The organism is Shewanella sp. AC91-MNA-CIBAN-0169 (assembly GCF_040310165.1).
Taxonomy (GTDB): Bacteria; Pseudomonadota; Gammaproteobacteria; order Enterobacterales; family Shewanellaceae; genus Shewanella.
This window is the reverse complement of sequence record NZ_JBEOPM010000038.1, coordinates 22,382-37,697: the sequence shown is the minus strand read 5'-3', so window position 1 is coordinate 37,697 and position 15,316 is coordinate 22,382. Positions and strand designations below refer to the sequence as shown.

General features: G+C 42.1%; 7 protein-coding genes and 1 pseudogene. 2 read left to right on the top strand and 6 right to left on the bottom strand.

Annotated elements, in window-relative coordinates; all coding sequences use genetic code 11:
• Positions 1 to 615: 615 nt before the first annotated feature.
• The 4 genes from AAEY98_RS21085 to AAEY98_RS21070 all read right to left on the bottom strand — a co-directional run bounded on the left by AAEY98_RS21085 (position 616) and on the right by AAEY98_RS21070 (position 9,008).
• Positions 616 to 1,554 (bottom strand): diguanylate cyclase, encoded by a 939-nt coding sequence (locus tag AAEY98_RS21085; RefSeq protein WP_162023602.1) that lies wholly within the window; start codon positions 1,552 to 1,554, stop codon positions 616 to 618.
• A 3-nt stretch (positions 1,555 to 1,557) separates the two neighbouring features.
• Complete coding sequence (locus AAEY98_RS21080; protein WP_502959656.1) at positions 1,558 to 6,447, bottom strand: PAS domain S-box protein; 4,890 nt, start codon at positions 6,445 to 6,447, stop codon at positions 1,558 to 1,560.
• Positions 6,448 to 7,209: 762 nt separating this feature from the next.
• A complete protein-coding gene (locus tag AAEY98_RS21075) occupies positions 7,210 to 8,352 on the bottom strand; it encodes an L-dopachrome tautomerase-related protein (protein ID WP_351019481.1) in 1,143 nt (380 codons plus the stop codon).
• Between the two features lie 11 nt (positions 8,353 to 8,363).
• Positions 8,364 to 9,008 (bottom strand): peroxiredoxin-like family protein, encoded by a 645-nt coding sequence (locus AAEY98_RS21070; protein WP_351019478.1) that lies wholly within the window; start codon positions 9,006 to 9,008, stop codon positions 8,364 to 8,366.
• Between the two features lie 127 nt (positions 9,009 to 9,135).
• Here AAEY98_RS21070 and AAEY98_RS21065 point away from each other — a divergent pair, with 127 nt between their 5' ends.
• Positions 9,136 to 9,702, top strand: a complete 567-nt coding sequence (locus tag AAEY98_RS21065; protein ID WP_351019475.1) for a TetR/AcrR family transcriptional regulator — start codon at positions 9,136 to 9,138, stop codon at positions 9,700 to 9,702.
• A gap of 441 nt (positions 9,703 to 10,143) precedes the next feature.
• Here AAEY98_RS21065 and AAEY98_RS21060 read toward each other — a convergent pair whose 3' ends face one another.
• Positions 10,144 to 12,612: an alpha/beta hydrolase family protein gene (locus AAEY98_RS21060; RefSeq protein ID WP_351019472.1), complete on the bottom strand. Its 2,469-nt coding sequence runs from the start codon at positions 12,610 to 12,612 to the stop codon at positions 10,144 to 10,146.
• Between the two features lie 355 nt (positions 12,613 to 12,967).
• On the bottom strand, positions 12,968 to 13,654 hold the full coding sequence (locus tag AAEY98_RS21055) for a DUF6933 domain-containing protein (RefSeq protein WP_351019469.1): 687 nt from the start codon (positions 13,652 to 13,654) through the stop codon (positions 12,968 to 12,970).
• A 240-nt stretch (positions 13,655 to 13,894) separates the two neighbouring features.
• Between AAEY98_RS21055 and AAEY98_RS21050 the strand changes: the two are divergent.
• Positions 13,895 to 15,295, top strand: a pseudogene (locus AAEY98_RS21050) (MBL fold metallo-hydrolase).
• Positions 15,296 to 15,316 lie beyond the last annotated feature (21 nt).

The following is a 15,316-nucleotide window of genomic DNA, read 5'->3' as shown; positions in this document are numbered from 1 at the left end:
GGTTCTAGAGCGCTGCGCTTCTAGGGCGGACTGCGTCCTGCTAAGGACAGCTGCGCTGTTAAGCTTAGATCCTAGATTCTAGGTTCTAGAGCGCTACGCTTCTAGGGCGGACTGCGTCCTGCTAGGGACAGCTGCGCTGTTAAGCTTAGATCCTAGATCATAGGTTCTAGAGCGCTGCGCTTCTAGGGCGGACTGCGTCCTGCTAAGGACAGCTGCGCTGTTAAGCTTAGATCCTAGATCCTAGGTTCTAGAGCGCTGCGCTTCTAGGGCGGACTGCGTCCTGCTAAGGACAGCTGCGCTGTTAAATGAAAATCGATAGCAAGCGATGAAAAACGATATCAAGCGAACTAGATTCTAGTCATCTAGGCCTTTGGTTTTATAGCAGCGTAGCGCTCTAGTAGTCTAGGTCTAAGCTCTAAGCCTTTGCATTTATAGCATCTAGCTGCGAAGCGTACTAGCAGCGCAGCGTACTAGGCTGTTACTAAGATTTTATAGCATCTAGCCGCGAAGCGTACTAGCAGCGCAGCGATCTAGGCTGTTACTAAGATTTTATAGCATCTAGCCGCGAAGCGTACTAGCAGCGCAGCGATCTAGCAGCGCAGCGATCTAGGTGTTTCATTCTGCTAAACAACCTAACACTCTATTTCTGCCACGGTCTTTGGCTAAGTACAATTGTTTATCTGCCGCTTCAACTAAATTTTTATTAGGCATATCATACATTGGCACTACCGTTGAAACCCCTGCGCTTACAGTAACAAATTCAGATATTGGTGAATTTAAATGAGCTATTTTTAATGACACTATACTGTCAACAATTTGCTGAGCCACATAAGTTCCGCCAATTAAATCGGTGTTTGGTAGCACGCAGATAAACTCTTCACCACCATAACGCGCGACTAAGTCATAAGGACGATTAACGGTGTCTTGTATCTTCTGTGCAACGATGCGTAAGCACGTATCGCCTTCAGTGTGGCCGTAAGTATCATTAAAGTGCTTAAAGAAATCGATATCCAATAAAATAATGGTCAATGGCTGTTTTTCACGCGCACATTGTAACCAACTTACAGGCAGCACTTGGTCAAACTTACGCCGGTTAGCAACACCGGTTAATCCATCTAACAGTGCAATAGAGCGTAATAAATCAGTTTGAGATTTAGACATCATCTGATTTTTAATACGTGCTTTAGTGATAACCGGGTTAATGGGTTTATGAATAAAATCGACTGCCCCTAACTGAAATCCTTTAACCTCTTTAACTTCATCAAAATGACCGGTGACAAAAATAACCGCCACATCTTCGGTATCGGGATCTTGTTTCAAATGTGCACACACATCAAATCCATTGAGCATCGGCATTTCAATATCTAACAATACGATATCTGGTTTGACTTTTTTACACATATCAATGGCTTGATGACCATCGCGAGCCATATAAATGTCGTAATCCGCTTGCAAGAGTTGATGTAATATTTTGATGTTCACAACTTGATCATCAACTAACAGTATTTTACCTCTAACAGGCGCAGCACCTGAAATATACTCATCTATGAACACGCATCACTCCTTAATTATCGATTTTAATGTATCGACAGCATCCAAGAACTCAAGTTGGCTCACTTGGTTTTTTAATCTTAACCACTGTTTATCTGGCACCACGTTGCTTAACAGGCGCTCAAGGTACTCAATGGCATCTAAATTTTGATCAACCAATAATTCCATTAATCGATCGGTTTTATCCACGTCTATGCTTTGTATCGGCAATACAGCGCTATTATCAAGTGTGCGAGTGGTTAATACAGCACTTTCATCTGGAAATAGAGTATCTAACATATGCAGGCTATCATTTATCTGGCCTTGCATTTGGCTTAAACAAGCATCTGAATCAACATTAACAGCATTTTTTATATTGTGCTCTAGTGTGGCAGCAAAAGCTGCCAGCCGCTTAGCACCAATATTGCTCGAAGTGCCTTTAATTGTATGGGCAATACTACTGATAGCATTGTCATCTTCGAGTGCAAACGCTTGCGTAAGTAATGATAATTGCTCTGACATTTCTGATGCAAAATGATGTTTCACATCAATGAAAAAGGCAAGTTCACCACCAAAACGACGTAAAATAGAATCAGGATTTTCGATAATCGCATCATCGTCGCCATCATTACGCACCTCAGGTAACGCAACAGGCGGATTATTAACAGTTGAATGATAATAAGCACTATTATCTTGGCCTAGCAGGTTAAGTATACAAGGTAACAAAAGTGTCATGTCTATCGGTTTACCGATATGATCATTCATCCCCGCTTCTAGGCATAATGTTTTATCGGCAAGCGATGCGTTAGCCGTCATAGCTAAAATAGATACATCATTAAATCGGCCATCGGCACGAATAATACGTGTTGCTTCAAGTCCATCCATTACCGGCATTTGCATGTCCATAATAACAATATCAAATTGATTATTTGACTTAGTGACCCAATCAACACCCTCAATACCGTCTTTAGCCAATGTAACAATCGCACCTTGTAGACGTAATAATTCATCAATAACTTGGCGATTAAGCTGATTATCCTCAACCACCAGAACCCTGACACCTTTTAATGCTAAATTAGTTATTTTTCTAGATTGTATTGGCTGTTCTAAACCATGAATGGCTCGGTAAACCGACTCGAGCATCAAGTTCGCCGTCACAGGTTTGGTCAACATACTCACAAAAGGCTGTTGGCGATATTGTTTAGTTTGTTCCATCACCTCTGCACCATACGCGGTCAGCATAATAATGGCCGGAGCTTTACCTGCCGGAAACATAGCTTGAATATGATTGGCGGTTTCTAAGCCATTCTTATCAGGCATGCGCCAATCCATAATAATCACATCATAATGATTGCTAGCATTTAAGCTTTGATCAATAAGATTGATAGCCTGCTTGCCGTTATGAGCCTCATTAACATAAGCACCATGGACCATTAAGGTTTTGGATAAAATTTTACGGCTCATCTTACTGTCATCAACAATCAGAATATTCTTACCCTGTAAGTCGATATCTAAATCGTTATTCTTTATTTCAACAATATTAAACGTCAAATCAAACCAAAAGCGACTGCCCTTGCCAACATGACTCGATAACGTTAATTCACCGCCCATTAACTCAACTAAACGTTTAGTGATTGCTAATCCCAATCCTGTACCGCCGAATCGTCTTGACGTAGAAGACTCTGCTTGGACAAAACCTTGGAAAATTTTACTTCCTTGTTCAGGACTGATTCCGATACCCGTATCGGTAATTGAAATGGTTAAATTCGCTTGGTTAGCAATACATTCATTGCAGTGTACACTGACAATAACATGACCTTCTGAGGTAAATTTAATCGCATTACCCGCAAGGTTTAACAACACTTGGCGCAAACGAAGTTCATCACCTTCAATAAGGTATGGAATGGCAGGATCTAAATCAAAAATAACTTCTAAATTTTTACTGTGTACATTGGTTGCTAGCATCACCGCTAGCTCACGCATTAACGTTTCCAGTTGAAACGGATGCAAATCAAGTTCTAACTTACCAGCATCAATTTTAGAAAAGTCTAAAATATCATTTAACAGCCCTAATAATGACTTCGCAGCTATTTCAGCCTTAGAAACATAATCAGCTTGCTGACGACTCATATCAGAATGTTGAATAAGTTGTAGCATGCCTAATACAGCATTCATTGGAGTACGGATTTCATGGCTCATATTCGCTAAAAATTGAGATTTAGCTGCACTGGCTGCATCTGAAGCTTGTTTCGCTAACCGCAAGGTTTGCTCTAACTCGCGTTGCTCAGTAATGTCGCGGTTAATCCCGACCACTCGCACCGGTTTACCTGATTTATCGTAACTAATATGGGCACCAGCATGAATATAGCGAATCTGATTCGTACTGGTAATGATCCTAAAAGTAGGATCGTAAGGAAGGTTTAAGTCAATGGCTTGTTTTAAAGCGAGTTCAGCCATAGCAAGATCATCTGGATGGACCCGTTTTTGCCAATGTTGGTAACTTAATTCCTCTTCCGTAAGCGCTAATGGATAATCGTACATGGCAAACATACGATCGTTCCATTGCAAACGATTAGTGTGAAAATCTAAATTCCAAATGCCTAATTCAGCCACCTCAGCCGCTTTAGACAGTTGGTTACTGGCTGATACTAGTTCTTCTTGTTGTTGAAGCATCACATCAATATTAACCGCTACCCCTAAATACCCAATTATCTCTCCATTTTGATCGCGCATAGCGGATACCGACAACGACACTTGGCATTGAGAGAAATCTTTGCGGACATACGTCCAAGTACGCGTTTCAGGCCCTTGTACTCTTGGTTTATACACAAACACGTCAAAAGCAATAATATCTTCGCCAAATTCTTTGGTTAACTGTTTACTGCGTTCACGGATCTCCGAAGGTAAATGCCATATTGCAGGGCTTTGCTTACCCACTATCTCTTCAGCTTGATAGCCAAGTAATAACTCGGCACCGCGATTAAAAATATTAATAATACCGTTATTATCGGTGGAAATAATGGCTATTTCTGATGCAGCTGCAAGCACATTGGTAAGTAAGGAAGCCAGTTCATTCTTTTCAAGCTGGGTATTCTTACGTTCAGTAATATCAATTCGCAGTGCAAAGCAGCGTTCAAGGTTATCGTCCGCATCCATCACAGGCGCAATGACCGTATCAAACCACTTAACATTACCCTGACTATCATGGTTACACACTTCATCATGCCAAGTTTTACCAGCATTAATGGTTTGCCACATATAGGCCCAAAAGGCATCATCATGCTGGTTAGATTTCAAAATTGAATGCTTCTGACCGATCATTTGTTCACGAGTAAATCCAGATGCTAAACAGAAATAATCATTTACCCCCAAGATAACGCCGTCTTTATCCGTTTCAGAATAAAGCAGCTGCTGGTTAATATTATCAAGTAAGGTTTTATTTTCTGACAGTGCTTGCTGTAACGCCTGAGTCCGCTCGGTAACTTTACGTTCAAGGTTGGCATTAATATTTAAAATTTGCTTTTCAGCATTCAGCTGTACCGTAATATCTCGAATAGTCTGGCTGACACCGATTATTTTGCCAAACTCATTATAAATAGCCAATGAGGTCATCGACGTCGACAGTAGTGCATTGTCTTTTCGTTTATGTTGGCTAACAAAGTTTAATAACGATTTACCGCTAAGGACCTGATTAAACTTTTCAGCTTCTGCATCATATCCATCGTTAGGAACAATGAACGTTGTTTTCTTGAGCCCAATAACCTCATGTTTTTCATAACCAAAAATCGTTACTGCGCCATCATTCCAACTGGTAATAACACCATCACAGTCAAAACTAATAATCGCATCAAGCGAATGTTCTAAAATATTGGCACGTCTTTCATTATCTTCCAAAATTAGGCGCTTACGACCTAATGCGTAGCCGTAAAAACCAATAAGCCCGCCCAATAACAAACTAACAATCGCACCATAACTAAACATAATATTAGGTGAACTTAAGTGTAAACCACTGACAAACTCGGGATAAGCCACTAACGATACATGCCATTTACGCCCAAATATTTCGCGATCTAATGTAACTGAATAATCCGATAACGGATTTACATCATCTACATGGGTTTCATAAAACACGACATTATTTTCAATATCAGTCACATCATTAATCAATAATTTTGTAGTCTGACGGGATAAACTGATCTTATCAAACACTTCATTGGCAACTAACGGTGCATAACTCCAACCAAAAGCTTGTTGCTCCCTTAATGCTTCGGTTGATGGGGTAAAACCAGTACGGTAAATGGGCATTAAAATGAGAAAGGCTTGTAACGGATTACCTGTTGCTTGCACTAACGTGATCGGCCCCGTTAAGCGCACTTCACCAGTTAAATACGCTTGTTGTGCGGCGTTTTTGCGGTTTTGCTCAGAGGATATATCCAAACCGACAGCAGCAAGATTACGCTCAATGGGTTCAATATAGTCAATCAAATACCGTTCATCATCATGAGGATTAAGCTGACGCACACTGTAATCTGGCCAATCATCAAGTTTAGCTTTGGCAACAAAATCTGCTTCATCGGCTACAGGAACACGTCGGATATAACCAAACCCACGAGCGCCAGGAAATTCACTCTCAATATCACGCGTTAAGCTATATTTTCTAAAAATTTCGCGGGTTATTTTGTCTTCACCGATAGTGGAAACGGCACCTCGAGCACCTCGTAAACCATATTGATATAAAACGATACGATCAATAATATTGTTAGCAACTTGTTCAGATACCGTTTCGAGAGATTGAGTAATGATGGTGTTATTTTGATTCTTAACACTTAAAGCAGTAACAAAACTAATGACTAAGCCAAAAGCAAATACTCCAATACCCAATTTAAGCGCATTTTTATAACTAGATAGTCTGGTCATTTTTATCATTAGTTAAGTGTCATTGGCATTAACTTTGGACGACAAAATAGTTTTTTACAAGCTAGACACTGAAAAATATAGTGTTTCTAAAATTTATTACTAATCTAGACCGCTACGCGGATAGTACGCTGCGCTTCTAGGACGGACTACGTCCTGCTAGGGACAGCTGCGCTGTTAAGCTTAGATCCTAGATTCTAGAGCGCTGCGCTTCTAGGGCGGACTGCGTCCTGCTAGGGACAGCTGCGCTGTTAAGCTTAGATCCTAGATTCTAGAGCGCTGCGCTTCTAGGACGGACTGCGTCCTGCTAGGGACAGCTGAGCTGTTAAGATTAGATCCTAGATCCTAGATTCTAGAGCGCTGCGCTTCTAGGGCGGACTGCGTCCTGCTAGGGACCGCTGCGCTGTTAAGATTAGATCCTAGATCCTAGAGCGCTGCGCTTCTAGGGCGGACTGCGTCCTGCTAGGGACAGCTGCGCTGTTAAGCTTAGATCCTAGATTATAGTCATCTAGGTCTTTGGTTTTATAGCAGCGAAGCGATCTCGTCGTCTTAGCTTTTGCTTTTATAGCATCTAGCAGCGAAGCGATCTCGTCGTCTAAGCTTTTGCTTTTATAGCATCTAGCAGCGAAGCGCTCTAGTCGTCTAGGCTTTTTGCTTTTATAGCATCTAGCAGCGAAGCGATCTCGTCATCTAGGCTTTTGCTTTTATAGTATCTAGCAGCGAAGCGCTCTAGTCATCTAGGTTCTTGCTTCAAATTATCAAACTCTAACGCCCAACTGTCGTTTCGGTTAATGCGTCAAACTGAATGATATAATAGCGACCATCACTTTTGTCTTGCTGGTTATTGACCGCTGGAGACTGATGTAACTTATTCACCGTAACTAACAACTTACCATCAGCCGTAGTTGAAAAGCCGTCAGACCAACTGAACTTGTCATCATCTTGATACAAAATATGATATTGACGATCTGTGTCGATATAACCGACAGCATTATGGCTTATATCAGTAACATAAATGTTGCCGCCATTATCAATGGTGATGCCGTCGCTAATCGGTTTATTGGCATAAAACTCCACTTTGCTGCGTAACATATTGGCCGATAATTTAGCATCCAGTAGGTATTGAGTGTGCACCCGATATAACTTCTCACCACTCAATGCACCAAAATAAACCCACTCGTTGTTCGGATCTACGGTCAGAGAATCAACCCCTATACGAATAGGCTGGCCACCGATAGATAAAGTATTGCCATTAATCACCGTATCAACATCTTCGGGACGGGTATAAACGCTGCCATCTAATACTCGTCTTGCTGTGCCACTCGTTAAATCAACCACAATTAATGCCGCATTACTGCCACCAGCAGGATCGGTGATATAAACCGTTTCGTGCTTTCTATCAACTGCAAGATCATTTAAAAATGAATTACTGGGCAATACTGACGCAGTTAAAGATATTGTTTTGTATAGGCTGTTTTGTTGAGTATCCCAACCGATAAGTCGCCCGACACCATCTGCGGAAGCGGTTTCAAGCATCCATAAAATACCCTGTTCATCAATTACCACGCCCAAAACAGGATTAAGATTTTGATTAAATTCTGTATTGGGATAATCAACGATAGAGCCATCTTTTTTAAGCTCAACAATTCTCGAATCAACACCGTAAAAGTGATGATTACTCATGAACACTCGCCCTGTAGACGACACGGCCACATTACCAGGAGGATGCTGGCTATCTAGCTCGCGAAACACCGAATAATCAGCGGCAAACACTGTGCTGGTTAACAGGCTACTCAGCAACACCAAAGACGCAATCACTCGCGTTTTAGATAACAACACTATTTTAGGTAATACGTTCATTCTAGATGCCATCACGGTTTTAGATTCAAATAAGCTTTTAAACATCATAAATCAGATCCCTACAGTGCTTTTAATGAGCTAATGATATCTTCAGGATCAAGACGGTAAGTATAATCAGCATCAACAAATGCTTTCACAATGGTGCCATCTTTGGCAACCACAAAGGTCGCCGCTAATGGGAAATCAAACTGTTCAGCACCATTATGTTTTTCTACTTCGACACCAAATTTCTTATAAAGATCACGAATTGAATCAGGTAACGTAAACACGAGTCCAAGCGCTTTGGCATACTCGGCATTCACATCTGACAATACATCAAACTCAAGCTCATTTTTCTCTGCCGTTGAAAGTGACATATCAGGTAACTCAGGCGTAATAGCCACCAGTGTTGCCCCTAACTGTTTAAATTCAGCAAGATGCTGCTGATAAGCACGCAAGGCTAAATTACAATAAGGGCACCAATTGCCACGATAAAATGTCACCACAACCGGTCCATTGACTAACAAATCGGTTAAATGACGGGTAACGCCCAATGCATTAGTTAACGAAAACGCAGCCAGTCTATCACCCGCTTTAGGCGCGCTATCGATAATGCCGGATAACTTCAGATTTAAGGTCGCATCCGACATGATCGCCAATACCTCAGGAGGTAAATTGGCTGCAGAGGCATCTCGTTTTTCAGTCAGTTGAGTGGATAATGACATAATGGCTTCTCAGATTATCTTGAATTTTCATTCAAGATAATCAAATCATGTCAACAACGCAAGCAGTTTTTGAACAATCATTCAAGTAGTGGTATTATAGCGTCAGTAACGATTGAGGATCGATGTCATGGCAAAGAAAAATTTTGAACGAGCGGACGTATTAGATAAGGTCATCACCCTATTTTGGCAAAATGGTTATGCCGCATCGAGCATTCAGCAAATCACTAAAGCCACCGGATTAAAACCGGGTAGCTTATATTATGAATTCGATAGCAAAGAAGGCTTATTCCAAGCAGCCTTAGCACGCTACGCCACCTTTTCGATTGAGGCGATACATCAACTGATGCAACAAGCTGACGATGTCAAAGTAGGTATTAGACAGATCCTCGACAACATTGTCGAGCAGTCAAAGTCTTGTGATTACTGTGGCTGCTTCTTAATCAAAACCCAACTTGAACTCGCCTCTCAAGGCAACGAGCTATACAAATTTGCCTCATCACAATTAACTGAGATTGAGCATGTATATCAACATTACCTGAGCCAATTATTTGAGCCTGAAACCGCTAAAGCCTATGCAGCTCAGCTGATGACCGTCACATTTGGGATCCGCATATACGGCTATCAATCAGAATCAACAGCCACTCAAATCCACACCATCAACGCGCTACTGCCATGGTTAAAGGTAGAGTGTTAAGCCTGTGTATTACCCAGTATATTGAGAGTTCCCCCCTGCTATCACGGGACTGAATGTAGACAGTTTAACCACATTGTTATTGATGATGACAACGGTATCTTGGAGCAACAGTTTACCTATGTAAGTGGGCGCTCAACGTCAAACTTTCCAATGACCACATTACTTTGATTTGGTCCTTTTGCGCACGTTACCCACACGAAAAAAAACCGCCTCGCAATGCGAGGCGGTTTAACCTTAAGTAACCTCAACTCGGGTTAAGAGGTGGGATATGTAAGGCAAAATGACAATATTCGGCCTATTTAATATCAAACTTGTCATTTGTTTTGCTAGCAAGGCGCATAGACGCATCAATAACTAGCCTATTGCAAGTCAATGCAACACGGTTAGCGAGACAAATGGCTGTTTGATAACCGCTTATTATCCCGAACTGAGGTTAAGTCACTACTGTTTTTTTGTCTCTGGGTAGATACTGTTCCACCACTGTGGCTCATCTTTTAACTTCATGTCGAACCATGCCATAGTGGTATTCCACCAATCAAAGCGGGCTTGGCGGCTATTGATGTGATGGTCTTGGTCGTTAAACTCAACCAGCGCCACTTCTTTACCTAATAGCTTAAGCGCGGTGTACATATAATGGCTTTCACCTACTGGTACGTTGGTGTCAGCATTACCATGAATAAGTAATAACGGCGTGGTAATTTTGTCAGCATGATAAAGCGGACTTTGTTCTACATAGAGCTCTGGATTATTCCACGGAAAACTGCCGCGACTGGCCACGCCAGAATAACCATAACCCCACCAGCCATGGCCCCAGTAAGACGATAAATTACTGATCCCCGCATGCGACATTGACGCCGCAAAAATATCGGTTTTTGTCGCCAAATACATGGTCATGAAACCACCATAAGATGCGCCCATATTTCCCACACGTTTAGCATCAACCGACGGGTATGCATTTAAGAAAGCTTTAGTACCCTCAATAATATCGTCAGCGCTGTACTTGCCCCAGGCATTAACATGACGGCCACTAAAGGCTTGGCCATATCCGGTTGCACCGTTTGGTTGCACAACATACACAAGATAACCCTGGGCTGCCCATAAATTAAATGGCCAACGTCCGGTAAAGTGACGCCCTACAGGTGAGGTACCGCCATAGTAATACACTAATGCAGGATACTTTTTACTGGCATCAAAATCGGCAGGTAAATAAACACGGCCATCAATGTTATGCCCATGGGTATTAATAAAATCAAAATCTTCAATTTTACCTAAACGCGTGTTGGCATAACTGAGTTTTTGACTATCAAACAGCAACTGTTTACGGCTTGAATTAAGCGCCATTTTATAGGCTTTTTGCGGCGCAGTGGCTGAGGTACCTGCAAATACTAATGTGGGTGTAGATTGCTCGATTGCGACACTAAAGCCGTCTATCATATCCACACCGGTGTCTATTCGATTAAAGTGTTTTTTGCTTTTATCAAATAAATACAAAGGTGCACGGTCGCCTTCGGTTACCGTCACAATTAAATCATCATTTTCAAGCTTGGTGATGCTGCCTATGGAAGGATCAAACTCTTTACTGAGTGCACTGACATTGCCTTTAGCATCACGCCAATATAACTGACCATCATAGTCGTTCACTTCAATATTAGGATCTTGTATTCCTGTGCCGTCCATAAAACGCGGTCCAGCGGTAATGTACATGCCGTCATCAGCATATAGTGCACTATTAAAACTGCGATACTCACCAATCATGGTTTCGCTTAAATCAGCTAACGTCAGCTCAATAAGCTGTGTTACACCATGGGCGGGCTGTGCATAATCCACAGGCGAGCGCGTTAACAATAGTTTGCCTTTATCTGCATTACTGTCTAACAAAGAACTGCTGACGTTGTTGTCTGTCAGTTGACGAATAAAGCCCGAGGCAACATCTACTTGATAGAGTTGACTGTTGTTACGCCAATAACTCCAGCGGTCTTCTAATGCTTGAAAACGTTTTGATGTCGCTTTGTCATCGGCTTTAAAAGGCTTTTCCCAGCTAAATAACACCGTGTCACCTAACCACTGTAAACCAGACACATTGTCCATATCAGTCGCGACAACGTTAATGCTCAAATCAGCAACATTAAATAATTGAATTTGTTTGTTAGCCACAAAGACGAGTTGTGAAGAGTCACTTGACCAAACCGCACTACTAGGGCGGTTATCTTGCCAGCGGTACATCACGCTGTTATCCGATAATTTACGTAACTCGGTCACTTGAATCGGCGTATCGCCTTGGCTAGCTTGGTATTCAATGGTCGATTGCAATAAATACTTGCCGTTAGGTGACAGGGTTAAGCCACTGATCACTTTTGAATCAAATAACTGCTCCGCAGATACACGCAGTGTTTTTTGTGCAGTAAAGTCGAGATTATCAACTTCACTTTTACCCTGCCAATCAAGGCTAAATGCGCTATCTTGCGCCTGGCCATCAGCCAATACCACAAGGTGATAGTCACCATTGTTCAGCTCAAGTTCGACTTTATCGGCAGATTTAACCAATTGCCCATTCAAATACACTTGAGGATTTTCAAGCCCGTTAACGGTTAATGTGCCTTGGGTAAAACGATCTGTCGACATTGGCACTTGATAGGCTAACCAGCCCTCGCCTTCAACCTTAGTTGATGCAGCTTGCCAAGACAGTGGCTGATTAAATATCGTCACCTTATTGGCGTGATTAGCCTGGCTGAGCTGAGCAACCAAATTAGCACGCAGCGCATCTGCATGGGCACTTTTCGATAATGGCGCTGCTGAGAGTTGATTTACTGGGCCTATTCGCTGAATGTACTTAGCGTCAATTTCTGCCCCATGTACCATGCCCGATATTGCAATGGCTAAACTGGTTAACACCAGAGAAAAAGCTTTCATTACATGTCCTTATTATTTTAATAAACCCGTTTTTAATAGGTCAGTTAATTGTTCTTAGTGAGTTATTTATTATTAGGGTCTGTTGATCTTTGCTGGTTGAGTTTTGTTCGAGTTAAAAACGTTTTAATCGAGGCGAATGAATTGCTGCCTAGTCATCTAAGCCAAATGTATTCAACAAAGAGTAAAACGTTTTTAGCCGAACACTTCGGGCAACGTTTGTTGACCATTTTTACGGCGTTATCGACTTCTTATGTAGAATAACTACACTTCAAAGCCTCTGCCTTGTACGAATTATCAACAATTCGCTGCAGAAATAACCTTGAAAGATCGACAGACCCTAATCAAGTAACAGTATCTATTTTCGATAATCGCTAAGATAAACCAGGTTAGCGGTGTCTACCGGGCCGTCATCAAAATCAACATCTTGTAACCAGGTATCAACAAACTCATCATTAGCAAAAAAGTGGCTGCTACGCCCTTTTGCATTTCGAGGGAATCGTCCCATAAAGGCACTAAATTCAATAAACTGATTGGGCATTAACAGCATTCCATCTTCATAGCAGTGTCGATCTAAGTGCCAGGCGACCTCATTTAAATGCCCTTGCACGCTGCGATCGCTTCGCAGATAAAATGCACAGGTAGTAAATTTATCGTTATATCGTGCTACTGCTAAGTCAGCCTCGGCACTGTCTACGCCTTTTTTATTGGCTAAAAACATAAAATTCGACACCATCATTTTCTCAAACATATTGAGAAAATCGATTTCATCGCCCTTCTTAGTCGCCAAAAACGTCAAGCAATAGCGGCTAACATAATCCATCACTAATAAGTATTTTTTTCGCTTAACGGTGACACAATGCACCACCCAATGCCATTGAATGCCTTCGTGCTCTTGTGAATCAACATCGGCGGGGAAAACAGGAGCCGCAACTGACTCAGCAATGGTTTTATGCGGCGCAGCTTCTAAGCAAGACAACAGTTGGCCTTTGCGAGTGACACTAAAAAACTCTGCAGCTGCTTTGGTACAGTTAAACACTAACATCTGTATTCCATCGGATATAACCAAAAATTAAGCTGATTATATCAACAACAGGATATTAACGACTACAACACCAAGGCAAATAACGAGAGTTCCATACCTTAGTTTGTAAGCGCTTGTTATACCGCTAGCGATCACTTTCAAGCGCCCATAACACTTATCATGGCTTGCTAACACTTTCTCGCCATACATTATCTACTGCTAAGTTAGCTAACCGTATTCAATGCAATATAAAGGATTAATATGCAGATCATTCACCATGGCGCGGTTAATGGAGTAACGGGGTCTTTCCATCAGCTCGACATTAACGCACAACACCCAAGCGTTACCTTATCGATTGTGGCTTATTTCAAGGGGCTGAAACGGCAGGTAAAACTCTGCATCCCAACTGCAAATAGACTTCACTATCGACAATATCAAAGCGTTAATCGTGACCCATTGTCATATCGATCATGTTGGGCAGATCCCCTATTTATTAGCCGCAGGCTTTAAGCAACCGATTTATGCCACAACGGCAACCGCGTCGTTATTGCCATTAGTGATTGAAGATGCATTAAAAGTAGCTGTCACTCGCGATCAAAAGCTTATCCGGGCGTGCTTAAACCAGCTCAGTAAATTTATTGTGCCGATAGATTATAACCAATGGATTTCATTGCCTATAAATCTGAGTTCCAATGCGACTCATTCTGTTAATCAAATTAAGCTTAAGTTTAAACCTGCGGGGCATAGTCTGGGGGCTGCTTATGTCAAACTTGACCTAAAAGGGCCAGGTCACAAACACAGAGTCGTCTTTTCAGGTGACTTAGGTGCAACTTACGCCACCTTGCTTGCCAGCCCTATAAAGCCGGCACGGAGCCGATACTTTAGTCATTGAGTCAACCTACTGCGATAAAAACCATCAAGGCCGTCAAGATCGCGGCTAGGGGGATTATTGAAAAAGTGTTACGGGACAATGGCGTGGTATTAATCCCTGCATTTAGTATAGGTCGCACTCAAGAACGACTCTACGAGTTCGAGCATATTATTCACCGTAATCAACACAACCCCATGTGGCAAAATATCGACATTATTGTCGACTCCCCCATGGCAGCAAACTTTACTCAACAATACCGGGCATTTAAGGATTTATGGGACAAAGAGGCCAAGCGTAAACTTAAACAAGGCCGTCATCCGTTAGATTTTGAACAACTCACGACCATCGACAGCCATCAAGATCACTTAGCGGTGATCAACTATTGAGATTCGGTCAATAAGCCCTCCATCATCATTGCCTCTTCGGGCATGTGCACGGGAGGCCGTATTAGCAAATACCTTAGCCGCTTTTTACCCAAAGCAACCACCAACGTATTATTTGTCGGCTACCAAGCCCAGGGCACCACAGGTCGAGACATACAAGAATACGGACCTCAAGGCGGCTATGTATATATTGAAGAACAACGCATAGACATTAACGCCACGATTCATACCATTAGAGGCTATTCTGCCCACACAGACCAACACAACCTCATCAATTTTGTTAAACGCATGCACCACAAACCTAAACATATTCGTATTGTTCATGACGATGATGAGGCTAAACAAGCGTTAGCCTCAGCATATCAAGCATTGTTACCCATGGCAGAGATTGAGGTTGGTAAAGCGTAACAACACCAAGCAGCAACCAAA

Bases quoted from the DNA above. Each gene is read 5' to 3' on its own strand.
- AAEY98_RS21060 (WP_351019472.1), bottom strand. From the start codon at position 12,612: ATGAAAGCTTTTTCTCTGGTGTTAACCAGTTTAGCCATTGCAATATCG.
- AAEY98_RS21065 (WP_351019475.1), top strand. From the start codon at position 9,136: ATGGCAAAGAAAAATTTTGAACGAGCGGACGTATTAGATAAGGTCATC.
- AAEY98_RS21055 (WP_351019469.1), bottom strand. From the start codon at position 13,654: ATGTTAGTGTTTAACTGTACCAAAGCAGCTGCAGAGTTTTTTAGTGTC.
- AAEY98_RS21075 (WP_351019481.1), bottom strand. From the start codon at position 8,352: ATGATGTTTAAAAGCTTATTTGAATCTAAAACCGTGATGGCATCTAGA.
- AAEY98_RS21080 (WP_502959656.1), bottom strand. From the start codon at position 6,447: ATGACCAGACTATCTAGTTATAAAAATGCGCTTAAATTGGGTATTGGA.
- AAEY98_RS21070 (WP_351019478.1), bottom strand. From the start codon at position 9,008: ATGTCATTATCCACTCAACTGACTGAAAAACGAGATGCCTCTGCAGCC.